Below are 23,580 nucleotides of genomic sequence, written 5' to 3'. Positions count from 1 at the left end.
CGTGACGACTGCGACCTACTGCCGTTGCGGCTGTTGCGGTGTGTTCTGGTGCTGCCCGTACTGATACCACCACTGCGCGTAGGCCTCGGCCTCATGCACTTGCTTGCGCAAGGTGGCCCGTGCACCCGCGTTGCTCAGCAGCGACAGCCAGTTCATGAACAAGATCGACAGGAAACTCCACCAACCCAGGACGAGATTGTGGCGCTGGGCGCTGGTCAAAGCGGCCTCGCACTGTTCGGCAGTCCCGGTCACCACACGGGTCTGGTTGAACCACAAGATCAGCAAGCCGGTGTGCCGAGTCGCCTCCACGCGAAAGATCGGAATCGCGGGCGGCGGCGGATACTGCTGTGCGGCCTGGTGCCAATGCGGTTGTGACATGCGAAACCCCCCGGGCGACGTGTTGGCGGTGATGAGCGTAACCGCGGATTCCAGGTGGCCTCAGCACCAAATTCGTCGTGCGGCGCGGGCACCGCGACTAAGCCATCACCAGGGCCACCGCGGCCGCACTGGCCGCGCACATGGACGGACCGTGGGGCACGGTCGGGATACCCCGCACGGCAGCGCCCACCGCCAGAACCCCGGTGCACATCGGCGCGGCCAGAGCGGCCAGCAGCCACACGTCGACGCCGAACGCCCCGGTCATCGCGCCGAGCCCGACTGCGAGCTTGACGTCGCCGCCACCCATGGCCCGCGGCGAGACCGCGTGCACCGTCAAATAGAGCGCTGACAGCGCCGCGGCTCCCGCCAGTGCTGCCGGACCACGGCCGGCCAATGCCGCCACCACCAGAACCAGCAGCGCGCCGGGAAGCGTGAGCCAATTCGGCAATCTCCTGGCCCGAACGTCGAACACGCTCAGCGCCACCAGCCAGCCCACGCCGGCGGCAGCCATCACCCCCGCCCCCATCAACCGAGGCTAAGCGCGACCGGCGCCCCTCGAATGCGCTTCTTTGCCGCCTCAGTGCGTCCGCAACGCGCTCGCCACCTCACCCACGGTGTCGGCGAACCCGTCGAAATCGACGTCGGGGCCCAACGGTTGGAACACCAGCGTCTGGGCGGGGTACCCGGACGCCGCGGCAGCGATCTCATCGACCGTCCCGCCCACGCCGTATCCGCCGGCCGCCAGTCCCCGCTTCACCGCCTCGTCGTCGAGACGTTGCCGCCCGGCGGCTCCGGGCACGCACGCCAGGTACTGCACCGTCGCGAACTCCGCGGCGCTGTCGCGGTCGGCCCGTCCGGCAGCGACGTGACCGAACGATTCCCTGGCGGAATCCGGGGTGTTCAGGCTGTCGACGATGACGCCGTCGGCGATCTCGCCGGCAAGCCGCAGTGTTTTCGGCCCGGTGCCGCCGATCAGCACCGGAACCGGTTGGCGCGGAACCCAATCCAATCGCACGCCATCGAGCCGCACGAACCGTCCCTCGGTGCTGACCAACTCGCCGGCGAGCAATCTGCTCAGTGCACCGTGGTACTCGCGCAACAGCGTGAGCGGGGACGGCACGGCAGCGCCGGCCTGACGCATCCACTCCTGCACCCCGTGACCGATCCCGACGCGGAGCCGGCCGGGATAGATGGTGGCCAGAGTCGCGATCTCCATCGCCGTGGACACCACGTTGCGCAGTGGCGCCGGAAGCACACCGATCCCGACGGTCAGCGTCTCGCTGTTGGACAGCGCGACCGCCGCCTGGGCGATACCACCCTGCAGGAAACAGTCCTCCCACAGCCAGAGTTCGTCGATGCCGGCTCGTTGCGCGGCGGCCGCGGTGCGGGGCAGGGTCTCGGGTGAGCGGTCGGGACGAAACACCACCCCGACTCGGAGCCGGTGGTCGGACTGGGTCATGGTCGCCACCCTACGGTTGCCCCGGCGCCCGCCCGGAAATTCGCTTGCGGCGGTATGACACGGTCGAGTCGTGCGCACATTGGTCACCGGCAGTTCGGGCCACCTCGGTGAGGCGATCGTCCGTACCCTCCGCGCCCGCGGTGAGGATGTCGTGGGTATGGACATCCGGACCTCGCCATGGACGGACAGGGTCGGTTCTGTCACCGATCCCGAAGCGGTCCGGGCGGCGATGACAGGTACCGACGTGGTTTTGCACACCGCGACGCTGCACAAGCCGCAGCTGGCGTTCGTGCCCGGGCAGGCTTTCATCGACACGAATGTCAGCGGAACCCTGTCGCTGTTGGAGGCGGCCGTGGACTCAGGTGTGCACGCTTTTGTGATGTCTTCTTCCACAACGGTTTTCGGCGACGCGCTGGTACCCGACGCTGAGCGACCGGCGGCCTGGATCGACGAGTCCGTGACACCGGTGCCCAAGAACATGTACGGCGTCACCAAGGCCGCGGCCGAGGACCTGTGTCAGCTGGCCCACCGAAACCACGGGTTGGCCTGCGTGGTGTTGCGGGTGGCCCGGTTCTTCCCGGAAGGCGACGACAGGCCAGATGCCCATGAGGGCCGGACCGACGCCAACGTCAAGGCCGATGAGTACGCGACCCGCCGAGTTGCGTTGGAAGACGCGGTCGACGCGCATCTCCTGGCCGCGGCCGCCGCCGACCGAATTGGATTCGGCCGCTACATCGTCTCGGCCACCACCCCGTTCCTGCCACAAGACCTGGCGGGGTTGCGGACGGATGCGGCCGGGGTCTTCGCCCGGCGGGTTCCCCGCGTCGCCGAGGTCTCGACGCGGCGCGGCTGGCGTTTCCCCGCACGCATCGACCGTGTCTACGACAACACCCTGGCTCGTGCCGATCTGGGCTGGTGTCCCAGATACGACCTGGCGTCGATCGCCGAAATGGTGGACGCCGAGGGCACGGTCGAGACCCCGCTGGCCCGTCTGGTCGGATCCAAGGAATACCTCTACAGCCCCTACCACCGGGGAACGTTCGCCCCGTGACGACTCAGCCCAACGCGGCGCGCATCGCCTCTTTGGGAGCGGGCATCCCGGTGAACTGCTCCACCTGGGCGAAAGCCTGGTTCAGCAGCATCTGCAACCCGTTGATCGCCTCACCGCCCGCCGCCTCGACGGCTGCGGCCAGTGGTGTCGGCCACGGGTCGTAGATGGCGTCGAGCACGCGGGGCACCACCGCCAGCGTGTCCGCATAGGCGGCGGCCGCCTCGGCCGGGATGGTGCTGACCGCGGCATCGGCGGTGGCCGCCGCGTCGGCCAGGGCACTGGAGCGGATATCGCACCAGCTGCCCTGAGCTCCGCATCGGCCGGCCAACTCCACCAACCGCGACGCCTTGGCCTCATCGCGGGCCACGATGGTGATCCGCTGCGTACCGAGCTCCGCCAGGGCCACCACGGCAGCCGGGGCGGTGCCGCCCGACCCGATCACCAGTGCCGAGTCGCCGGCCGCGCCGAGCGCGCCCACCACCCCGTCGATATCGGTGTTGTCGGCCCGCCAGCCGCCTGTGGGCGTGCGGAGCAGAGTGTTGGCCGAGCCCACCAGCTCGGCGCGTTCGGTGCGTTGATCGGCGAACTCCAGAGCGGCGAACTTGCCCGGCATGGTGACCGAGAGGCCGACCCATTCCGGGCCGAGGGCACTGACGAAACCCGGCAGTTGTTCGGCCATGCACTCGACGCGTTCATACGTCCACGACGTCAGGCCCAGCGCGCGGTAGGCGGCCAGATGCAGCTGCGGAGAGCGTGAGTGCGTGATCGGGGAGCCCAGAACGGCCGCGCGGCGGCCTCCTCCGTCTTGCCTATCGTGCACTGTCCAGGACACCGTTGTGTTGCGCCTGTTCGATGTTGGCCAGGTGTTGGTCGTAGTCGCGGGTGAACAGCGTGGTGCCCTGCAGGTCGACGGTCACGAAGTACAGCCAGTCCCCCTCCGCCGGCCGCTCGGCCGCGGCCAGCGCATCGGTGCCGGGTGAACAGATCGGTGTCTGCGGAAGCCCTTGACTCATATAGGTATTCCACGGGGTGGTCTTGGCGCGGTCGTCATCGGTGGTCGCGACTTCCTGGCGATCCAGCGGGTAGTTGACGGTCGAGTCGAACTCCAGCTTGCGGTGTTCGGACAGCCGGTTGTAGATCACGCGCGCGACTTTGGCGAAGTCCTGCGGCTTGGCTTCGCGTTGCACCAGGGATCCGACGGTGAGGATCTGATACGGCGACATCTGCATCGCCGCTGCGGTGTCGAGCAGACCGCTCTGTGTGTAGAGCGTGGCACTGCCGGCGATGAGGGTGGACAGGATGTCCTGCGCCGTCCCTGCGGGGTCGACGTTCCAGGTGCCGGGTGCGATCAGGCCCTCAAGCCGCCGGTGGTCGTTGGGCATCGCCGAGACCGGAGCGATGGCCCAGTCGGGTACGGCCAGCGCGGCCGGCGGTGCGGATTGTGCGGCCGCCCGTAGCTCGTCGACCGGTATGCAGCGTTTTGCGCCGTCGAGTTCGACGCAGGAGGCCTGCGAGATCAGCGTGAAGATGCCGTCGGTGACCGACTTGGTCTTGACATCGGAGATGTCGTCGAGTTGGCGCCCTTCCGGGATCGTCAGCTTGCCCACCCGGCTGCCCGGATCAGCCAGGCGCTCAACGGCATTGGCTGCCGGTATCTCGGTGCGCACTTTGTAGAAGCCGGGCTGGATCGCCGAGATCGCCTCGTTCTTGTCCGCCGCGTCGACGAAGGCCTTGATCGTGGCGACCACTTTCTTGTTCTGCAGGGTCTTGGCGATGGCTGTCGTGGAATCGCCGTCGTGGACCTGGATGACGACATCGGCCACGCCGTCACCCGCGTAGTCGTCGGCAGACCCGGACATGCTGTGCCACAGCTTGGACCCCAGGAACACCGCGCCGATCACCACCACGATGAGTGCTGCGATGGACAAGCCCCGGGTCGCGCGTCGCTTACGGTCATTGCGCGCCTTGCGAGCCCGCTCAGCCTTGCTCAGCCCACGCCGCGGTGGTCCGATCGCCTCGGGCTTCGCTTTGTCGGCACCCCACTTCTCAGCCATCCATGCCCTCTCTGCGCGCAGCCAGAGCCGCACGTCGCTGATCCAGCCAGCTCTGCAGAATGCCCACCGCAGCGGCCTGGTCGATCATCGCTTTCTGTCCCTTTGCCCGAACCCCCGCTTCGCGCAATGCCCGTTGAGCCGACACAGTAGTGAGCCGCTCGTCGGCCAACCGCACCGGTATCGGGGCGATCCGGCGGGCCAGCAGATCAGCCAGATCGACGGCGTCGACGGCGGAGGTGCCGGCCCGATCGGCGAGCGTGCGGGGCAGTCCGACGACGACCTCGACGGCCTCGTACTGACCGATCAGCGCCACCAGTCTGCGCAGGTGCTTGCCCGAACGGTCTCGTTTGTCCCGCTGTACGGTCTCGACCGGGGTGGCCAGGATCCCGTCGGGATCACAACTGGCCACTCCGATCCGAACGGTCCCGACGTCGATGCCGATGCGCCGTCCGCGTCCGGGGTCGTCGTCCCCTGGGCGGTCCGGTAACCGGTCGTCGACCGTGTCGGACACGAAGCTAGCCCCGGCCGATCTCGGCGCGCAGCGCGGCCAATGCCGCGTCGATACCCGCCGCCCCCTTACCGGAACCTTGTGCCATGTCCGCCTTGCCGCCCCCGCGGCCATTGACCGCAGCGCCGAATGGTTTGACCAACTCGTTGGCCCGCAGCCCCAGATCCTGAGCTGCCGGGTTGACCGCCACCACGAAGGGCACCGCGTCGTTCTCGCCCTCGGCGATCAGTGCCACGACTGCCGGGTCCGAACCGAGCTTGCCCCGGATGTCGCCGACCAGGCTGCGCAGATCTCCTGCCGACATGCCGCCGGCCATCCGTTGTGCGACGAGCCGCACCTTGCCGATGGTCTCCGCGCCCGCGGCGGCGTTGGCCGCCGCGGCCCGCGCGTTGGCCAGCCGCGCCTTATCGAGTTCCTTCTCGGCCGCCTTGAGACGCTCGACCAGGTTGGCGACCCGGGCGGGCACCTCTTCGGAGGGCACCTTGAGCGACGAGGCCAGGCCCGCCATCAAGGCGCGCTCCTTGGCCAGGTGCCGGAAGGATTCCAGGCCGACGTAGGCCTCGACCCGGCGGACACCGGAGCCGACCGACGATTCCCCGAGGATGGTGACCGGGCCGATCTGGGCCGAGTTGTGCACGTGAGTGCCGCCGCAGAGCTCCAACGAGAAGGGGCCGCCGATCTCGACCACCCGAACCCGGTCGGGATAGTTCTCCCCGAACATCGCCATCGCGCCCATCGCCTTGGCCTTGTCCAGTGCGGTGACAAAGGTGTTCACCCGGTAGTCGGCCTCGACGGCCTGGTTGGTCACTTCTTCAATCTGTGAGCGCTGGTCGTCGGTGAGCGCGCCCTGCCAGTTGAAATCGAACCGCAGGTAGCCGGGGCGGTTCAGCGAACCGGCCTGAACAGCGGTGGGCCCCAGCACCTGTCGCAGCGCGGCGTGCACCATGTGGGTACCGGAGTGACCCTGGGTGGCACCGTGGCGCCACTTGGGATCCACCGCGGCGGTGACGGTGTCACCCTCGACGAACTCCCCGGACTCAACCGACACGCGGTGCGCCCACAAGGTTTTGGCGATCTTCTGCACATCGGTGACGGCCGCCTTGGCGGTGGCCGACGACCCGGTGCCGGTGATGGTGCCTTCGTCCGCGATCTGGCCGCCCGCCTCCGCGTAGAACGGGGTGCGGTCCAGGATGAGCTCGATCCGCTCGGCATCCAGCCCGTCGTGGGTCACCACCGGGACCCGCTTGCCGTCCACAAAGATACCGAGAATCCTTGCATCAGTGGACAATTCGTCGAAGCCGGTGAATTCCGTCGGGCCGGAGTCGACCAGCTCGCGGTACGCCGAGAGGTCGGTGTGAGCCTGCTTGCGTGCGGCGGCGTCGGCCTTGGCCCGTTGACGCTGCTCGGCCATCAACGTCCGGAAACCCTGCTCGTCCACCGACAGCCCGGCCTCGGCCGCCATTTCCAGGGTGAGGTCGATCGGGAAGCCATAGGTGTCGTGCAGGGTGAACGCGTCACTGCCCGACAGGACGGTCGCTCCAGATTTCTTCGTTGCGGCGGCGGCATCGTCGAACAGCCGCGAACCTGACACCAGGGTGCGGTTGAACGCCGTTTCCTCGGCCACCGCGATGCGCTGGATCCGCTCGAAATCGGCGACCAGCTCGGGGTAGGACGGGCCCATGGCGTCCCGCACGATGACCATCAGGTCGGCCATGATCGGCTGCTCGACCCCGAGCAGCTTGGCGGCGCGGATGATGCGCCGCAGCAGGCGGCGCAGCACGTACCCGCGGCCCTCGTTACCGGGGCTGACACCGTCGCCGATGATGATCGCCGCGGTGCGCGTGTGGTCGGCGATGATGCGGTAGCGCACGTCGTCCTCGTGGCTGCCCTCGCCGTACCCGCGGGGCGCCACGGCGGCGACGGCGTCGATCACCGGACGCAGCAGATCCGTCTCGTAGACGTTGTCGACGCCCTGCAGCAGGCAGGCGACGCGCTCGATACCCATCCCGGTGTCGATGTTCTTGCGGGGCAGCGGCCCGAGGATCTCGTAATCCTCTTTCGAGGTGCCCTCGCCGCGCTCGTTCTGCATGAACACGAGATTCCAGATCTCGATGTAGCGGTCCTCGTTGGCCACCGGGCCGCCCTCGACGCCGTATTCCGGCCCGCGGTCGTAGTAGATCTCCGAGGAGGGGCCGCACGGCCCCGGGATGCCCATCGACCAGTAGTTGTCGGCCATGCCCCGGCGCTGGATGCGTTCGGCGGGCAGGCCGGCGACCTCCTGCCACAGCTCGATCGCCTCGTCGTCGTCGAGATAGACCGTTGCCCACAGTTTTTCCGGATCGAACCCGTAACCGCCCTCGGACACGGGGTCGGTCAGCAAGCTCCAGGCAAGCTCGATGGCGCCCTTCTTGAAGTAGTCGCCGAACGAGAAATTGCCGGCCATCTGGAAGAAGGTGTTGTGCCGGGTGGTGATGCCCACCTCGTCGATATCGGGCGTACGGATGCACTTCTGGACGCTGGTGGCCCGGTCCCACGGCGGGGTGCGCGCGCCGAGGAAATAGGGCACGAACTGAACCATGCCGGCATTGACGAACAGCAAGTTCGGGTCGTCGAGGATCACCGAGGCGCTGGGCACCTCAGTGTGACCCGCCTTCACGTAGTGATCGAGGAAGCGCTTCCTGATCTCGTGTGTCTGCACGTCGCCTCTGTCCTCGTGTTCGTGGGTGGCTGAGGTTGCGCGGGCAACCACCAGTTCGACCGCCTTACATTACCGTTCTGCGCATTCGCCCCGAACAGGGCGACAAGCCTCACGCCCCCAGAAAGCTCAGCCGCACCGAACGTTGCGGGTTGTCGCGGTTGAGATCGACCAGCACCACGCTCTGCCAGGTTCCCAGCAGCGGGTTCCCGGCCTGGACCGGCAGGGTGACCGACGGCGACACCAGGGCGGGAAGGACGTGATCTGCGCCATGGCCTCGCGAACCGTGGCTGTGCCGGTAGCGGTCGTCGCGCGGCAACAACCGTTCCAGGGTATCGAGCAAGTCGTCGTCGGAGCCGGCGCCGGTCTCGATGATGGCCACACCGGCCGTCGCGTGCGGGACGAACACGTTGCACAGGCCATCGCGGTGCGCGCCGCAGAACTCGCGCACCGAATCGGTGAGATCGACGATGCGCCGCCGCGAGGTGTCCACGTCGATCACGTCGGTATCCATCGCCCCAGCCTACGAGGCTTCCGCCACCCCATTGCCACCTGCGACGCAGCGGAGGAAGGTGGGAGTGGAACCGGTGGCGCCGCCGGGGCGCCACCCTCTTCAGGGAAGAGGTGGATCGTGTTCGCACGTTCAACCACGATCGCAGCGCGCACCCATGCCATCAACGCCGGCATCGCCCATTGCCGCGACGAGGTCATGCCCGCCCTCGACGCCGTGGACGGTTGTGTGGGCTTGTCTCTGATGGTGGACCGGGAGTCGGGCGAGTGCGTCCTGACGACGGCCTGGCGGTCCCAAGATGCCATGCATGCCAGCGCGGCCGCGATAGCGCCGATGCGTCACCGGGTGGTGGAGATGTTCGCCGGCACCGCGGAAGTCGACGAATGGGAGATCGCGGTGGTGCATCGCGAGCAGTACTCCGGACCCGGAGCCTGTGTGCGGGCCACCTGGCTGCGGACCCGTCCCGAACTGTTCGACCGAGCGGTGGACTTCTACCGGACGTCGGTGTTGCCGGCGATGGAGGACCTCGAGGGCTTCTGCAGTGCCAGCCTGATGCTCGACAGGGCCTCGGGCCGCGCGGTGTCCTCGGCCACGTTCGACAGCGCGGAAGCGATGGACCGCAACCGCGATCAGGCCAGGGCATTGCGGACGGACCGACTGCGTGACCTGAGCGCCGATCAGCTGAACGTCGGCGAGTACGAACTCGCGCTGGCGCACCTACGGGTTCCCGAGATGGCCTGACCGAGTACAAGTCCCAGAATTGACGGCACCGTTTGAGCGGTGGTCGCCCGGGGTATCTCGTTGCAGTCCAACTCAGCCCTGGAGGAAAAATGACCATCACCGGCATCATCAGCGCGATTCTGATCGGCATCGTGGTCGGCCTCATCGGCCGGCTGATCGTCCCCGGCAGACAACCCATCGGGATACTGGTGACGATCCTGGTCGGCATCGTGTCCGCATTCATCGGCAGCGCGATCGCGCGTGCGCTCGGCATTCCGACGATGACCAACGGCATCGACTGGCTCGAACTTCTCGTGCAGGTCATCGTCGCCGCGATCGGGGTGGCGCTGGTCTCGGCGATGATGGGACGCAGAAAGACAGGCCTGCTGGGCGGCCGGCGCTCCGGCCTGCTCCGCTGACGTCGAGTCCGCAGTGCAAACGGTCCCGCCCGCTCTCCGCGGCCGGGACCGTTTGCACTGGGCACCGTTTCGTTCAGCGAGCGGCCAGCAGCGTGTCGAGGCGTTCGTACCCCTCGGTCATCCCGCCCTCCATACCCGAGGACAGCAGGGCATCACGAGCTTCGGTGTTGGGGCAGATCGAGCGTCCGCGCAGCTGACTGCGACCATCGCCCAGATCGTCGAACCACAGGTACTCGATGTTGACCATGTCTGGGGCGCCTTCGAATTCGAAGGTCTGGATGACGAGCTCATTCGGGCGTACCACGTGATAGACGCCGTTGAAAGCGTAGCTACCGGACGCGTCCGAGTGCTGATAGCGATAGCCGCCGCCGGTACGGAAATCCCAGTGCTCGATCCACATTTCCAGTCCGTGCGGTCCCAGCCATCGGGTGACCAGCTCGGGCTCGGCGTGGGCGCGGAACAGCGCATCCACCGGTGCGTCGAAAGGGCGGGTGAACTCCATTGCCAGGGTGTCGACAGGTGCAGTGAGATTGAGCGCGTTCGTCATTCCGGTTTCTCCTCGGGCTTGTCGGTCGGTTTCGGTGGCATTCCGGCGAGCAGGTCATCGAGCCTGCGGTAACTGCGTTCGGCGTCGAGCCGATAGCGGTCGATCCATGCGGTCAACCCCTCCAGCGCGGCCGCGTCGAGATGGACCGGCCGACGCTGTGCGTCTCGGGTCCTGGTGACCAGACCCGCCTGTTCGAGCACTTGAATGTGTTTGGAGACAGCCTGTTTCGTGATGGCGAAGGGTTCCGCCAATTCGTTGACGGTCGCCGGTCCACGGGACAGACGTGCCACCATCGCTCGCCGGACCGGATCGGCCAGGGCCAAAAACGCCCGATCCAGGTTTCCGTCGACATCCCCATCACGCTCCAATAATCAATCTTTCCGTTGATCAACCAATTGATTGACTACAAAGTTAGGGCTACCTTCAGTGCGTTGTCAAGGCCCGGACGGGCGGAACTCAGCGACGGATGCGGCGAATGATGGCGCGCAGCTTGTCGACCCGGCTGGTCAGCTCGCGCTCGAAGCCCCGACCGGTCGGCTGGTAATAATCCACACCCATCAAGTCATCTGGTGGATACTGTTGTGGGACAACGCCATCCGGATGATCGTGAGCGTATTTGTAGCCCACGGCGTTGCCGAGTTTCTGCGCTCCCGAGTAATGCCCGTCCCGCAGGTGCGGCGGCACCGACCCTGCCTTGCCCGCCCGGATGTCGTTCATCGCGGCGCCCAGGGCTGTGGTCACCGCATTCGACTTGGGCGCGGTGGCCAGATGCACCGTGGCGTGCGCCAGCGTCAACTGCGCCTCGGGCATCCCGATCAACTGCACGGTCTGAGCCGCGGCGACGGCGGTCTGCAGCGCGGTCGGATCGGCCATCCCGATGTCCTCGCTGGCCAGGATCATCAACCGGCGTGCCACGAACCGGGGGTCCTCCCCCGCCACCAGCATCCGGGCCAGGTAGTGCAACGCGGCGTCGACGTCCGATCCGCGAACCGACTTGATGAAGGCGCTGACGACGTCGTAGTGCTGATCGCCGTCGCGGTCGTAGCGCACGGCCGCCTTGTCCAACGACTGCTCGATGATCTCGACGGTGACGACGCCACCCGGCGCACCGGCTGTTTCCGCTGCCACCTCCAACGCGGTCAGCGCCCGCCGCGCATCACCGGCGGACAGTTGTGCCAGGAGGTCGACGACCTCGTCGGTGACCTCGACCGCGCCACCCAGACCTCTCGGGTCGGCGATCGCGCGGCGCAGCAGGAGCTGGACGTCCTGCGGGGCCAGTGGCTGTAGCTGCAGGATCAGCGAGCGCGACAGGAGCGGCGCGACCACCGAGAACGACGGGTTCTCCGTGGTGGCCGCGACCAAGAGCACGACGCGGTTCTCCACCGCCGCCAGCAGCGCGTCCTGCTGGGTTTTGGAGAAGCGATGCACCTCGTCGATGAACAGCACGGTCTGTTCACCGTGGTGAACGAGGGCCGTCCGCGCCTTTTCGATGACGGCGCGGACCTCCTTGACGCCGGCGCTCAACGCCGAGAGCGCCTCGAACCGTCGTCCGGTGGCCTGCGAGATCAACGAGGCCAGGGTGGTCTTGCCGGTCCCGGGCGGGCCGTACAGGATGACCGACGCCGCTCCGGACCCCTCCACCAGGCGGCGCAGCGGCGAACCGGCCTGCAACAGATGGGATTGGCCGACGACCTCGTCGAGGCCGCCCGGGCGCATCCGCACCGCCAACGGTGCCGACGAGCGCTCGCGCGAGGAGCCGACCAACCCCGTGCCGGGCGCAGCGAGCGCGCCGGGGTCACCCGGCCCCGGGTCACCTGGCACGTCGAACAATCCGTCGGACACGCCTTCTGCTTACCACGCCGCCACGACGGCCTACGCCGGTGCGGTGACGAAGTCGATCAGTTCCTCGACCCGGCCGATCAGCGCGGGCTCCAGATCGTTCCAGTCGCGAACGCGGCCGCGGATCCGCTGCCACGCTCGCGCGATGTCGGCCTGGTCCTGGTGCGGCCAACCCAGCGCCTCACAGATGCCGTGTTTCCACTCCACGCTGCGCGGGATGGTCGGCCAGGCCTTGATCCCGAGCCGTGCCGGTTTCACGGACTGCCAGATGTCGACGAACGGGTGCCCGACCACCAGCGTGTTCTCACCGCCTGGGCCCCGTCGCACCGCGTCGGCGATGCGCGCCTCCTTCGAGCCCGTGACGAGGTGATCGACCAGCACGCCGAGCCGGCGGCCCGGTCCGGGCGCGAATTCGGCCACGATGTCGGCCAGATCGTCGACTCCGCCCAGATATTCGACGACGACGCCCTCGATACGCAGATCGGCACCCCAGACCTGCTCGACGAGCTCCGCGTCGTGCCGGCCCTCGACGTAGATGCGGCTGGCCAGCGCAACCCGCGCCTTGGCCTTCGGCACCGCGACCGATCCTGACGCCGTGCGCGCCGGCGCCGCGGCCCGCTTGGGCACCACGAGGCTCACCGGCTTGCCGTCGATCAGGAAGCCCGGGCCCATCGGGAACGCCCGGACTTTTCCGCGCCGGTCTTCGAGCTCGACCCGGCCGCCCTCGACCCGTACGACCGCACCCACGTATCCGCTCTGAGCGTCCTCGACGACCAGGCCCTTCTCGGCGGGCTGTTCCTTCGATCGAGTCAGCTTGGGTGTGTGCGGGTTTCGGGACAGGATGTCGGAACCGTAGCGATCAGTCACGCCGCGATCCTAAAAACGCCCGCGGCGATAACGAGGTTGCGACATACGATCGTGATCGTGCTGTTAGATCGGCCGACCGCCGACGGCATCGCCGACGGAACCATCTCGCTGGTGCTGCGACGCTGGGACCGGCCCCGGGCCAAGCCCGGTGGAACCCAACGCACCCAGGCCGGCACGATTCGGATCGAGTCGGTCACCGAACGCGCGGGCGATTACCGGGTCACCTCCGCGCAGGCCCGCGCGGCCGGTTATCCGGATGCGGCGACGGCGCAGGCTCAGCTCGACCGCAGGCCGGCCGGACACACCTACCTCATCGGCGTCTCATACCTCGGGCCGGACGAACGACCGGACCTGGCGGCCGACAACGAGCTCACCGATGCCGACGTCGCCGCGATCTCTGCCCGGTTGGCGCGCTGGGACGCCGCCACCGAACCATGGACGCGTCAGTACCTGGAGTTGATCGCGGCCAACGAGACCGTCCGCGCACCCGATCTGGCGGCACGCGTAGGCCTCGAGGTACCTCGCTTCAAGCGTCGCGTGCGCCAGCTCAAGGGGCTGGGCCTGACCATCAGCCTCGACGTCGGCTACCGGCTCGCGCCACGCGGGCGCGCCTACCTGGCAGCCACCAGGCTCAGTCCGGATTCGTGAACCGGGCGAGCACGATCCCGCCGACGATCATGGCCAGCGCCAGCGTGCGGCCCGCGCCCAACGGGCCACGGTGGATCACCACACCCAGTGCGATGGCACCGACCGCACCGATGCCGGTGAAGACCGCGTACGCGGTGCCGACCGGCAGGCCGCGCATGGCCAACGACAGCAGATAGACCGACAGTGCCCCGATCGCCACGCAGATCACGGTGGGCAGCGGACGGGTGAATCCGTCGGTCGGCTTGATGCTCTGCGACCAGGCGATCTCGACTGCCCCGGCCAAACCCAGTAGCAGCCAACTCATCTCGCGTACTCCTCGGCGAGGTTACGCGCTTCGGTCAGTGCGACGGTCAGGGATCTGTCGTGTGCATCGCGGAACTGGGCCAGTGCCGGATCCACCCGCGCATTGGCCATCTCGGCATTGATGAACACGGTGTCGGTGACGGCGTAGTGGCCCGCGAAGAAGTCACGCAGGAACCGTTCCTGGTAATCGAATGCCGCCTTGGGCGACCCGGGCGAGTAGGCGCCGCCGCGGGCAGTTGCCACGACGAAGCGCCTGGGCGCCAGGGACATTCGAGGAAACGTCACTTGATCCAGCCACGCCTTCAGAGATGCCGGTATCGAGTAGTTGTACATCGGGGTGCCGATCAGGACGATGTCCGCCGAGCGCAGCTCGTCGAGCAGCGGCCGCACCACCGCCCACGCGTCCGCCTGTTCCGGTGTGCGCGCCAACTCGTCGAGCCGGTCCAGATCGGTACCGCCCGCGGCCAGCACCGCGTCACACAGTTCCGTCCAGCCCTCCTCGATGAACGGCACGGGATCACAAGCGACATCGCGGTAGAGGTATCGCCCGTCGGGCCGCGCGGCGCGCCATGCCCGGGCGAACTCGGCGCCGATCTGGCGACTGATGGAGCTACGGCGAGCGCTGGCATCGATGTGAAGAAGTGTGGTCATGGCAACCTCTGCGAAGTTAAGTGGACGGTTCGTCCGGTTCAGCATGCCGGTAACCGGACGATTCGTCCAATTATTTCGATCGTCGGTTACAGTGCAGTGGTGGACATCGGCGTAGACCTGCTGGCGACCGACAACGCCGGTGCCGAACGCGTCGGCACCGAGCGCGCGGATGCGGCACGCAACCGAGCCAAGATCCTTGCCGCGGCAGCCACGGTGTTCGCCACCCACGACCCGCGGACCGTGACCATGGACCACATCGCGACCGCCGCCGGGGTCGGGCGCGGAACGCTGTACCGGCGCTACCCCAGCACGGCGGCCATCGCGCTGGCCCTGCTCGACGAGCACGAGCGCGACCTGCAGCAGCAGCTGATCTCGGGAGACCCACCACTGGGACCGGGCGCCGCTCCCGCGGAGCGGCTCGCCGCCTTCTATTCGGCCATGGTCGGTCTGCTGGAAACGCACGCAGACCTGGCGCTGGGCGCCGAAGCCGGGGGCGCGAGGTTCACGACCGGCGCATACGGCTTCTGGGCAGCGCATGTGCGTGCCTTGCTGTTGGAAGCCGCTGTCACCGAACCGGATTCGCTCGTCGACGTTTTGCTGGCCCCGTTGGCGGCAGAGAATTTCACCCACCAACGCACACGTGGGCTCAGCGTCGAACAGATCGCCGCGGCACTGTCCCGGCTAGCTCACGCGGTGATCTCGTCCACGACGGTGTGAACGAACCGCATCTTCTCCAGCACGGCGGGTGCCAACACGAACGGGTACAGATCGTCATGCCCCATCGACCGGTTGACCATGTTCAGCGACCACGCCAATGGCAGCCACATCTCGATGAGGGTGTCGAAGCCGGCGGGTCCCAGCAGCCGCCGCCCGAACGTGGCCCCAGAGGGAGCGAACCCGAATGCCGCCGCGGTGTCCAGCGTGTCGCGAATGTGCAGATAATGCGCGAAGGTTTCGGCCCAGTCCTCGGCGGCATGCATCGTCGCGTACGACGAGACGAAGTCGTCCGTCCAGCCTGACGGAGGCCCGTCCCGGTAGTGCCGGTCGAGCGCCGCCTGGTAGTCGGCGTCGGCATCCCCGAACAGTTCGGTGAATCGCGCGCGGTAGTCCGCCGATGGCGCCACCAGACGATAGAAGTAGTAATGGCCGATCTCGTGACGGAAGTGGCCCAACAGAGTTCGGTACGGCTCGTCCATCGCGATGCGCAACTGCTCGCGGTGCACATCGTCGCCCTCGGCGAGATCCAGTGTGATGACACCGTTTTGATGGCCCGTGAACACCTTCTCGAACTCGCTGGAGAGCAGGTCGAAGGCCAGACCGTACTCATGGTCCTCATCACGGCCGACGATCGGCAGCCTCAGTTCGTACAGTTCGGCGATCAGCCTTCGCTTGGCCTGCTCGGCCTCGGCGAACGACGTCATCGCCACGGTATCGGTGTCGGCGGGACGGGTCCGGGTGAGCCTGCACGACACACAGAACGGGTTATCGCCGATGCGCACCAGCCAGTTGCATTCGGCCAAGTGCATATTCGCGCACAACCGGTACTGATCCTCATCGACCGCACCGGCGTGGCCGCCCCCTTCGGTGATCACGAGCAGCGCCATGTCATCGAGCGAGAAGCCCAGCCGACTGCGGCACGACAGGCACAGGGAATTCTCGAACGCCAGACGCTGGCCACACTTCGGGCAGTTGAAATCACGCATGCAGCAACCGTCCCCGATCGGGCGGGCACGGCGCCACGTCGACCGACACCTCGATCACGCTACTGTCAGAATCCGTGTAGATGATGCCCCGCAGCGGCGGTATGTCAGCGTAATCACGGCCGAATCCGGCCACGATGTAGCGCTCGTCGACCATCTGGTCATTGGTGGGATCCATCCCGAGCCAGACGTTCTGCGGCGTCCACACCGAGGCCCAGGCGTGTGTGGCGTCCACCCCGATCATCCGGTCCTTGCCGGGCGGCGGATCGGTGGCCAGATAGCCCGAAGCGTAGCTGGCGGCCAGGCCATTGGCCCGCAGACAGGCGACGGCCAGCCGGGCGAAGTCCTGACAGACCCCCTCACGGGCCGCCAGCACCTCGGCAACCTGGGTCGACACCGTCGTCGAACCCGACCGGTAGGTGAAGTCGGCGTAGATCCTCGACGTCAGGTCACGCAGCACCTCGATCAGCGGCCGGCCGGGCACGAAACTGGGTGCGGCGTAATCGCGGACCGCGTCGGTGATCTCCGGCGGTGAGAGGTCGAGGGTGAACTCGGCGGCCAGAGCGCCGTCGCCACCGACCGGGCGGGCCAGTTCCCATGGCGCCTTGGCCGACGCACCCGAGTAGTGTTCGGGCCCAAGCGGGTCCACCTCCACCACGGAATGACTGGTGATGGAGAGAGTGCGATGGTGTTCGGTGACATGGAAGTACGAGCTGATGTTCCCGTAGGCGTCGCGGCCGGTGGACATGTCGGCCGCATCCGGGTCGATCACCAGTTCGTGCGAGAGACAGCGCTGCCAGGCCAGATCACGCGGAGTGAGAAAACCGCGGCCGTAGGAACTGGTGACAACGTCGGAATAGCGGTAAACGGTGCGATGGGTGATCTCGTAGCACCGGGTTTGCGCGCCGCCGGTGAGGACGGTCATGGCACCACCCGCCGTTCGTCGGGCCCCCACAGCGGCTGCATCCCGCCGGGCAGTGACAGGTGCGCCGCGGTGATGACAACCGAGAGATCACGAAGACCGGTATGCACACCGTCGAGTAGACCGGCCAATTCGGTTCGGGTGCCGTCCTCCGCGATGCCCTCGAGGTCTGCCGGGTCGACCCGGCGCAGCCGGATGGCCAGTTCGTCGACCAGGCGTTCGGCACGCGACGAACCCGATGATCCGGGCAGGGGCTTGAGGTCCGAACGGATGCGCTCCAGCTGGAAGATCAACGATCTGGGGTTCTCCGCATCGAAGAGCAGCAGTTCGGCGACCGCGGCGACGCTGAACTGTCCGGGATTACGCCGCCGATAGATCACCGAGGATTCACAGACGACCAGGGACGACTCCGTCAGCGCACGCTCGGCCGCGGCGCCGCGCATCGTCGTCATGGTGGTCCGCAGCAGCGCGGTCAGCGCCAACCCCCGCTCGATCCGTTTGCCGAGATCCATCATGGTCCAGCCGATGTCGTGCACCATCGACTCCGCGGCCACCCCGGACAACGCCAACATCCCGGCCAAGGTGCGGCTGTGCGCAGTGGAGAGATAGCCGTCTGCGGCTGTGGGCGACTGGGGTGGGGTGACCGAGGATCGCAGCACCGCACGTTCGACGCCGGCCAGCACCATCCAGGTGTCGTTGGACATCTGGTCACGAACCGCCCGGGCCGCCAGTCCCAGGCTCTCCACCGACTGGGCGAGCGAGCCCGGCCGATGCCGGTCGGCGGTGGCCGACCACAGCGTGCTCGGCGCGATCGCGACCATCTCGTGGACATCGGCACGATCGCCGGTGTCGGTGCCCGTCATCGAGCCGACCGCGGCCAACAGCACCGGAACACACTGGCTTTCGTCGACATCCCGACGGTAGCGGTATTCGTGGTAGCGCTCCCGGGTGACGGTCAGCAGCCGCGCGGTGCCCTCGGCGCGCTCCGCGTACCGCCCCATCCAGAACAGGTCGGCGAGCACACGTGGCGAGCTGACCGCCCCGGTCGGGCTCGGCACCGCAGCCGGCGAGGCCAGCTCGACGGAGATCGTCGGGGTGCGCTCGGACGTGACCCGTTGCGGTGTCTGCACCCAGACATCTTTTCCGGCAAGGGTGTTCATCCGGTATGCGGCAGCACCCGGAGCCACGACGTAGCCGAGTCCACCGATCATCGGCGCGTAGCCGCCGCGCTGGGCCACGGTGAAAAGCCGCACGCCGACATTGCCTGCCGACAATCCCTTTGACCGGTAATTGGTTGGTGCGGTGGAGAACTGGGGCAGATCCTGCCCAACCCACTGGGCGGGATCCGATTCGATGCGCGCGGCCAGGTTGTCCCGATCCGCGGCCGAGAGCAGCGGCCCGACAATCGTGGCGCCGCCGTTCACCGGCCGGATCAGCAGTGACGACAGCTTGGTGAGCAGATGCGAGCGCTCGATGTCGATTCCGCCCCAGTACATCGGGGCGGTGGCCAGGTGCGGCGTCTCATCCAGCAACAGCTCGGCCAACTGTGGCAAAAACCTTGCCAGACCGGGACTTTCCAAAATTCCACTGCCCAGCGTGTTCACCACCGTGACCGAACCTCGGCGCAACGCCTCCACCAGACCGGTCACGCCGAGCCGAGAATCAGGACGCAGGTCCAGTGGATCGACATACTCGGCATCGACCCGACGCAGCACCACATCGACGCGTTTGAGGGTGCCCAGTGACCGCATCCACACGGTGCCGTCCCTGACCACCAGATCCGCACTCTCCACCAGCGGGAAGCCGAGCACCCCGGCCAGGTAAGCCTGGTCGAAGGCGGTCTCGGAATGGATGCCCGGACTGAGCACCACGACCGTGGGCTCATCGGCGGCCTCGGGAGCCGCGTCCAGGAGCGCCAGGCGCAACGCCTGAGCCCACGGCGAACACGGGCGCGGCCCGATGCGCTCGTACAGGTCTGGGGCCGCGTGCGCGATGACCCGGCGGTCGGCCAATGCGTAGCCGGCCCCGGAGGGCGCCTGTGTCCAGTCCGCATTCACCATGAACGCCCCGTCGCCGCCGCGGCTGACGTCGCAGCCGTGCAGGAACAGTTGGTGCCGTCCGGGGAGCACGATGCCGCGCGCGGCCCGGAGGTATCCGGGGTGGGCGAACAGCAACCGGGCCGGCAGGACCCCGCTGGTGATCGAGCGGCGGGCGCCGTACACGTCGGTGAGCACCGCGTCGAGTACCCGTGACCGCTGCACGAGGCCCGCTTCCAGGCAGTCCCAGTCTGCCGCCGAGATCACCAGGGGCAGGGCGTCGAGGTTCCAGGGGCCCGGCACCGCGGTGCCGTCGTCGTCGGTGACCACCTCTCCGTGGCGGTCCACCTGGATGTAGGTGATGCCGTCGTTGTCGACGAGGCCGCGCACCATGGCCCGAAGCCTGTCCAGCCCGTCACGGCCCCGTTCGCCGACCCCTTCGGCCAGCTCACGCCAGGTCGGCCTGACTTCGCCCGAGCTGTCGACCAACTCGTCGTAGCCCGCACCGAAACCGTCGTCGCGTACGTCGAACAACGGCCGCTGGGCCCTGGAGCGGCGGTAGGTGGCCAACAACCCGTCGACATCCGTCACGGCGGCGCGGTCGGGCACACCGGGAGCCAGGGCAACACCGGTGTCTTGAGCGGACTCCGGTGAGCCATTCGCGCGAAGAACCATCAGTGAAGAACGGTACGCACTCGACGCAGGTCCAGCCTGGCTGGCGCACCGAGACCAGCGGATCGCCGCCCGGATTCGGCCGGATTCGGCCGGCGCTGGTTGAATTCAGTGAACTGACCGACCGAAGGGATGTGGCCGCCCGCGATGTGGAGCACCGTGCTGGTGATGGCCGTCGTGGCCGCAGTCGATCCCCTGAGAGTCGGGGTCGTCGCATTCATGCTGTCGCGGTCTCGACCCCTGCGATTGTTGCTGCCCTTTTTCCTGTTCGCGTTCACTGCCAACATCGCGGTGGGTGCCGCGGTGGTGTTCGTGTTCAAGAACACCAGCGACGACGGCGGACGCACCACACCCCCTGCACTGGAGATCGGTATCGGCGTCGTCGCCCTGGCGATCGCCGTCCTGTCCGCGACAGGTGTGCTCGAACGCCTGGTCAAGCAGGTGCGTGCGCGGCGAGCCGTGCCGGCCACGGTAGGTGAGCACGGCACCGATCGTGATGCGCCGCTGACCGAGGACGCGGTGCCGGCGCTCTCGAAACTCCCGGCCGGGATGCAGTCCGCGCTGCGCGGCGAGGCGCCGTGGGCGGCCGCGCTCCTGGGCCTCATCAACGGCTTCCCCACCCCGTACTACGTCGCCGCGATGGCAGCGGCCCTCACCTCGGGCGCCGCCTTGGCCGAGCAAATGGCCGCCCTGGTCGTCTTCAACGTCGTGGGCTTCCTCGCGGCCCTGATCCCGATCATCAGCTTCTGGGTCGCCCCGGACTCCACCCGCGCGGCCGTGGAGCGGATCTATGCGTGGATGGGTACCCACCACCGACTCGTGGTGGCCGTACTCGCCGGGGCGGTCGGTGTGTTCTTCGTCTCGATGGGTGTCAGCCACCTGTGACGGCGCGTCGCGCCATGGTGCGCCGGTAGACCGCGAGGACGAGAACCCCGGCGACGGTGATTCCCACCAGGTTCACCACCAGCTGCAGGACCGAATTGCCGGCGACACGCCAGTCGCCGACCGTGGCCGCCACCACTGCGAACCCGGCGGCGGGCACCGTCGTCACCGAGATGAAGACACCGACCAGGGCCGCGGATTTCGCCGACACCAGCGAGAGCATCCCGGCCGCTCCGGCCAGCAGTGCGACCACGAACGAGAACGGGCCGACCTGGAAGATGAAGTCGACCTGGGTGAGTTCGCTGAAGCTGGTCAGCTGCACCCAGCCCAGCGCCTCGAAGCCGAGGGTGGCCAGGCCGGTGACCACCATGGCCAACGGGAAACCGATCAGCAGTGCCGCCCCGGCGCGGCGCGCCAGTGACATCCGGCGCTGCACGAGCGCGACCGCCAGTGCCGCCAGTGGCCCGAACTCCGGACCCACCACCATCGCGCCGACCACGGTGACGGCCGAATCGTTGATCACGCCGACAGCCGCGAGCAGACAAGCGATGCACAGGAACATCACGAACGTCACGTTGAGGCTGGATTCCTCGCGCGTCCGCGAAACCAGCTCGTCCCAGATCACGGCATCGCCCGCGTCCCCATCGGCGGCGTCCTCGGCGTGGTGGGCAGCGGTCGACAGCACGGTGTCGAGCGGTTCTATGGTGATGGCACCGAAGTGGTGCACATCAAGGGATTTCAGCCGCTCGACGACATCGTTGGCGGCTTCCCTGGCCACATCCGCGGTGATCTCGTCGCCCGCCGGGTCGATCGCGGCACCGGCGTGCACCACGACATGGGTGACGCCGGGTTCACCGTGCAGGACGTTGAGGACGGGCCCGCGCAGATCCGTCGGCGCTATGACGCGTAAGTGCAGCACCGGCCGAGAGTAGCGCCACCTGTCGTCACGAGTTGGGGCGTTCGACGCGCACGACGAGTTCCTCGGCCGGCACGTGGTGTCCCTCATCGCAACGGATCTCGACCCCGGCCAGTGCCCCGCACCCGTCGTGGGCAAGCCGCAGGCCGGTGTCGCCCAGATGTTTGCGTCCCCACTCGAACATGGCCCAGACCACCGGCATGAAGTCGGTTCCGGATTCGGTGAGTACGTACTCGTCGCGTTCCCGCTGACCGGGTTCGCGGTAGGGCTGCTTCGCCAGCAGTCCGGCCGCCACGAGGTCGGACAACCGCGCCGAGGTGGCCGCCTTGGTGATGCCGACCCGACGGGCGAAGTCGTCGAACCTGGTGGTTCCGTAGAACGCCTCGCGCATGATCAACATCGCCGACTTGGTACCCGCGAATGCCATGGTCCTCTCGATCGGACAGTGCCCAACCGCCGACCAGGCATCACGGTCGGCCAGCTTGCCCTGCAGCATTCCCACGGAATCAAACCCCATCCTGAGTTGTTCTAACTATACCCAGGTGCTATATCTGGGTAGCCATAACAATACTCAGCGTGGAGCATCAGGAGGCGGACATGACCGGATTTGCAGGCCGCGACGCAGTCATCGTCGGAGCGGTCCGAACCCCGATCGGCAAGGGCAAGGCCAACGGCGCACTGCACGGCGTCCTGCCGGCGGATCTGCTGGCCCACAGCCTGCGGGAGCTGATCACCCGAACCGGCGTCGACCCGGCACTCGTCGACGACGTGATCGCCGGAGCCGTCACCCAGGTGGGCGACCAGGCCGTCAACATCGCCCGCAACGCCCTGCTGGGCGCGGGCTTCCCGGAGAGCGTTCCCGGAACCACCGTGGACCGTCAGTGCGGCAGCAGCCAGCAGGCGATCAGCTTCGCCGCCCAAGGCGTGCTGGCAGGCGCCTACGACATCGTCATCGCCGCGGGCGTGGAATCCATGTCAAGGGTGCCGATGGGCACCTCGGTCTTGCCGGGCAGCGATCCCTTCGGCCTGGCGTTCGCCGAGCGCTACTCCGAAGGTCTTGTCCCGCAAGGGATCAGCGCTGAATTGATCGCGGCCAAGTGGGGTTTCTCCCGCGCCCAGCTCGACGAGTTCTCCGCAGGCAGCCACGAGAAGGCCGCCCGGGCCACCAAGGACGGATCGTTCGACACCGAACTCTCCCCCATCGCCGGGCTGAGCACCGATGAGATCATCCGCCCCGGCACGACGGTGGACACCCTGGCCGGGCTGAAGCCGGCGTTCTTCAACGAGGCGTACTCCGCGCGCTTCCCACAGATCAACTGGGCCATCACCCCGGGTAACTCGTCGCCGCTGTCCGACGGCAGCGCGGCCGTCATGATCACCAGCGGCGAGACGGCCAGGAAGCTCGGGCTCAAGCCGCTGGCCCGCATTCACACCACCACCGTGGTGGGCTCGGACCCGCTCTACATGCTCACCGGCGTCATCCCGGCCACCGAAAAAGTTTTGGCGCGTGCGGGTTTGACGCTGGCGGACATCGACCTGTTCGAGGTCAACGAGGCGTTCGCCCCAGTGGTGCTGGCCTGGGCCCACGATGTGGGAGCGGACCTCGCCAAGACCAACGTCAACGGCGGGGCCATCGCAATCGGACATCCGCTGGGCGCCAGCGGAGCACGCATCATGACCACCCTGGTCAATGCCCTCGAGCAGCGGGGTGGGCGCTACGGGCTGCAGACGATGTGTGAGGGCGGCGGCATGGCCAACGCCACCATCATCGAGCGGCTGGACTAGCCGAAAGTTGGCTTGCG

26 protein-coding genes are annotated in these 23,580 nt (G+C 67.6%); 7 read left to right on the top strand and 19 right to left on the bottom strand.

The features are described from left to right. Positions 1-15: 15 nt before the first annotated feature. From H977_RS0108640 to H977_RS32780, 3 genes are all read right to left on the bottom strand, one after another. On the bottom strand, positions 16-378 hold the full coding sequence (locus H977_RS0108640; protein ID WP_051288751.1) for a hypothetical protein: 363 nt from the start codon (positions 376-378) through the stop codon (positions 16-18). 97 nt (positions 379-475) lie between these two features. After that, positions 476-892, bottom strand: a complete 417-nt coding sequence (locus tag H977_RS0108635) for a prepilin peptidase (protein WP_029107481.1) — start codon at positions 890-892, stop codon at positions 476-478. Positions 893-955: 63 nt separating this feature from the next. Further along, positions 956-1,837, bottom strand: coding sequence for an LLM class flavin-dependent oxidoreductase (locus tag H977_RS32780; RefSeq protein ID WP_051288774.1), 882 nt, complete (start codon positions 1,835-1,837; stop codon positions 956-958). A 70-nt stretch (positions 1,838-1,907) separates the two neighbouring features. On the opposite strand from H977_RS32780, the gene H977_RS0108625 reads away from it, so the two are divergent. Beyond that, positions 1,908-2,888: an NAD-dependent epimerase/dehydratase family protein gene (locus H977_RS0108625; protein WP_029107480.1), complete on the top strand. Its 981-nt coding sequence runs from the start codon at positions 1,908-1,910 to the stop codon at positions 2,886-2,888. Positions 2,889-2,892: 4 nt separating this feature from the next. On the opposite strand, the gene H977_RS0108620 is transcribed toward H977_RS0108625, so the two are convergent. The 5 genes from H977_RS0108620 to H977_RS0108600 all read right to left on the bottom strand — a co-directional run bounded on the left by H977_RS0108620 (position 2,893) and on the right by H977_RS0108600 (position 8,647). After that, entirely contained in the window at positions 2,893-3,708 is an 816-nt protein-coding gene (locus H977_RS0108620; RefSeq protein ID WP_029107479.1) for a shikimate dehydrogenase, read from the bottom strand. Further along, complete coding sequence (locus H977_RS0108615) at positions 3,698-4,942, bottom strand: endolytic transglycosylase MltG (protein WP_029107478.1); 1,245 nt, start codon at positions 4,940-4,942, stop codon at positions 3,698-3,700. Before H977_RS0108615 ends, H977_RS0108620 begins: the two co-directional genes overlap by 11 nt. After that, positions 4,935-5,453 (bottom strand): Holliday junction resolvase RuvX, encoded by a 519-nt coding sequence (gene ruvX, locus H977_RS0108610; protein ID WP_029107477.1) that lies wholly within the window; start codon positions 5,451-5,453, stop codon positions 4,935-4,937. The genes H977_RS0108615 and ruvX overlap by 8 nt, the downstream gene beginning before the upstream one ends. Positions 5,454-5,457: 4 nt before the next feature. After that, positions 5,458-8,148 carry an alanine--tRNA ligase gene (alaS, locus tag H977_RS0108605; protein ID WP_029107476.1) on the bottom strand — a complete coding sequence of 897 codons (2,691 nt, stop codon included), beginning with the start codon at positions 8,146-8,148 and terminating at the stop codon, positions 5,458-5,460. 109 nt (positions 8,149-8,257) lie between these two features. After that, entirely contained in the window at positions 8,258-8,647 is a 390-nt protein-coding gene (locus H977_RS0108600) for a secondary thiamine-phosphate synthase enzyme YjbQ (RefSeq protein WP_196808201.1), read from the bottom strand. 129 nt (positions 8,648-8,776) lie between these two features. Here H977_RS0108600 and H977_RS0108595 point away from each other — a divergent pair, with 129 nt between their 5' ends. Further along, complete coding sequence (locus H977_RS0108595; RefSeq protein WP_029107474.1) at positions 8,777-9,397, top strand: antibiotic biosynthesis monooxygenase; 621 nt, start codon at positions 8,777-8,779, stop codon at positions 9,395-9,397. 89 nt (positions 9,398-9,486) lie between these two features. Beyond that, on the top strand, positions 9,487-9,795 hold the full coding sequence (locus tag H977_RS0108590; protein ID WP_029107473.1) for a GlsB/YeaQ/YmgE family stress response membrane protein: 309 nt from the start codon (positions 9,487-9,489) through the stop codon (positions 9,793-9,795). 73 nt (positions 9,796-9,868) lie between these two features. On the opposite strand, the gene H977_RS0108585 is transcribed toward H977_RS0108590, so the two are convergent. The 4 genes from H977_RS0108585 to H977_RS0108570 all read right to left on the bottom strand — a co-directional run bounded on the left by H977_RS0108585 (position 9,869) and on the right by H977_RS0108570 (position 13,048). Continuing rightward, complete coding sequence (locus tag H977_RS0108585) at positions 9,869-10,342, bottom strand: SRPBCC family protein (protein WP_029107472.1); 474 nt, start codon at positions 10,340-10,342, stop codon at positions 9,869-9,871. After that, positions 10,339-10,710 carry an ArsR/SmtB family transcription factor gene (locus H977_RS0108580; RefSeq protein ID WP_029107471.1) on the bottom strand — a complete coding sequence of 124 codons (372 nt, stop codon included), beginning with the start codon at positions 10,708-10,710 and terminating at the stop codon, positions 10,339-10,341. The genes H977_RS0108585 and H977_RS0108580 overlap by 4 nt, the downstream gene beginning before the upstream one ends. A gap of 88 nt (positions 10,711-10,798) precedes the next feature. Then, entirely contained in the window at positions 10,799-12,106 is a 1,308-nt protein-coding gene (locus H977_RS0108575) for a replication-associated recombination protein A (protein WP_502691155.1), read from the bottom strand. Positions 12,107-12,214: 108 nt separating this feature from the next. Then, the gene (locus tag H977_RS0108570; RefSeq protein ID WP_029107469.1) at positions 12,215-13,048 is read right to left on the bottom strand and encodes a DUF3097 domain-containing protein; all 834 of its coding nucleotides are present in this window, start codon (positions 13,046-13,048) and stop codon (positions 12,215-12,217) included. Between the two features lie 57 nt (positions 13,049-13,105). Between H977_RS0108570 and H977_RS0108565 the strand changes: the two genes are divergently transcribed. Further along, complete coding sequence (locus tag H977_RS0108565; RefSeq protein WP_029107468.1) at positions 13,106-13,696, top strand: hypothetical protein; 591 nt, start codon at positions 13,106-13,108, stop codon at positions 13,694-13,696. Here the strand turns inward: H977_RS0108565 and H977_RS0108560 are convergent. Together H977_RS0108560 and H977_RS0108555 are read right to left on the bottom strand one after the other, a co-directional pair. Further along, positions 13,680-14,000, bottom strand: a complete 321-nt coding sequence (locus H977_RS0108560) for a DMT family transporter (RefSeq protein ID WP_029107467.1) — start codon at positions 13,998-14,000, stop codon at positions 13,680-13,682. The genes H977_RS0108565 and H977_RS0108560 overlap by 17 nt on opposite strands. Continuing rightward, positions 13,997-14,650, bottom strand: coding sequence for an FMN-dependent NADH-azoreductase (locus H977_RS0108555; protein WP_029107466.1), 654 nt, complete (start codon positions 14,648-14,650; stop codon positions 13,997-13,999). The genes H977_RS0108560 and H977_RS0108555 overlap by 4 nt, the downstream gene beginning before the upstream one ends. A 99-nt stretch (positions 14,651-14,749) precedes the next feature. On the opposite strand from H977_RS0108555, the gene H977_RS32775 reads away from it, so the two are divergent. Continuing rightward, positions 14,750-15,367 (top strand): TetR/AcrR family transcriptional regulator, encoded by a 618-nt coding sequence (locus H977_RS32775; protein ID WP_036475601.1) that lies wholly within the window; start codon positions 14,750-14,752, stop codon positions 15,365-15,367. Here H977_RS32775 and H977_RS0108545 read toward each other — a convergent pair. The 3 genes from H977_RS0108545 to H977_RS0108535 are packed head-to-tail and all read right to left on the bottom strand — an operon-like array spanning position 15,337 to position 19,983. Beyond that, entirely contained in the window at positions 15,337-16,353 is a 1,017-nt protein-coding gene (locus H977_RS0108545) for a zinc-binding metallopeptidase family protein (protein WP_029107465.1), read from the bottom strand. The genes H977_RS32775 and H977_RS0108545 overlap by 31 nt on opposite strands. Then, positions 16,346-17,275, bottom strand: a complete 930-nt coding sequence (locus H977_RS0108540; protein WP_029107464.1) for a transglutaminase family protein — start codon at positions 17,273-17,275, stop codon at positions 16,346-16,348. The genes H977_RS0108545 and H977_RS0108540 overlap by 8 nt, the downstream gene beginning before the upstream one ends. Continuing rightward, the gene (locus tag H977_RS0108535; RefSeq protein WP_029107463.1) at positions 17,272-19,983 is read right to left on the bottom strand and encodes a circularly permuted type 2 ATP-grasp protein; all 2,712 of its coding nucleotides are present in this window, start codon (positions 19,981-19,983) and stop codon (positions 17,272-17,274) included. The genes H977_RS0108540 and H977_RS0108535 overlap by 4 nt, the downstream gene beginning before the upstream one ends. Positions 19,984-20,127: 144 nt before the next feature. Between H977_RS0108535 and H977_RS0108530 the strand changes: the two genes are divergently transcribed. Further along, on the top strand, positions 20,128-20,865 hold the full coding sequence (locus H977_RS0108530) for a GAP family protein (protein WP_029107462.1): 738 nt from the start codon (positions 20,128-20,130) through the stop codon (positions 20,863-20,865). On the opposite strand, the gene H977_RS0108525 is transcribed toward H977_RS0108530, so the two are convergent. Continuing rightward, positions 20,852-21,781, bottom strand: coding sequence for a DUF389 domain-containing protein (locus H977_RS0108525; protein WP_029107461.1), 930 nt, complete (start codon positions 21,779-21,781; stop codon positions 20,852-20,854). The two genes, H977_RS0108530 and H977_RS0108525, sit on opposite strands and share 14 nt — an antisense overlap. 25 nt (positions 21,782-21,806) lie before the next feature. After that, positions 21,807-22,295 (bottom strand): winged helix-turn-helix transcriptional regulator, encoded by a 489-nt coding sequence (locus tag H977_RS0108520; protein ID WP_231395910.1) that lies wholly within the window; start codon positions 22,293-22,295, stop codon positions 21,807-21,809. Between the two features lie 80 nt (positions 22,296-22,375). Here H977_RS0108520 and H977_RS0108515 point away from each other — a divergent pair, with 80 nt between their 5' ends. Next, positions 22,376-23,563, top strand: a complete 1,188-nt coding sequence (locus tag H977_RS0108515; RefSeq protein WP_029107459.1) for a thiolase family protein — start codon at positions 22,376-22,378, stop codon at positions 23,561-23,563. Positions 23,564-23,580 lie beyond the last annotated feature (17 nt).

The sequence above is a fragment of the Mycobacterium sp. URHD0025 genome (genome assembly GCF_000426065.1).
GTDB lineage: Bacteria > Actinomycetota > Actinomycetes > Mycobacteriales > Mycobacteriaceae > Mycobacterium.
Note: the sequence above shows the minus strand (reverse complement) of the source record. Positions and strands in the feature narration are given on the sequence as shown.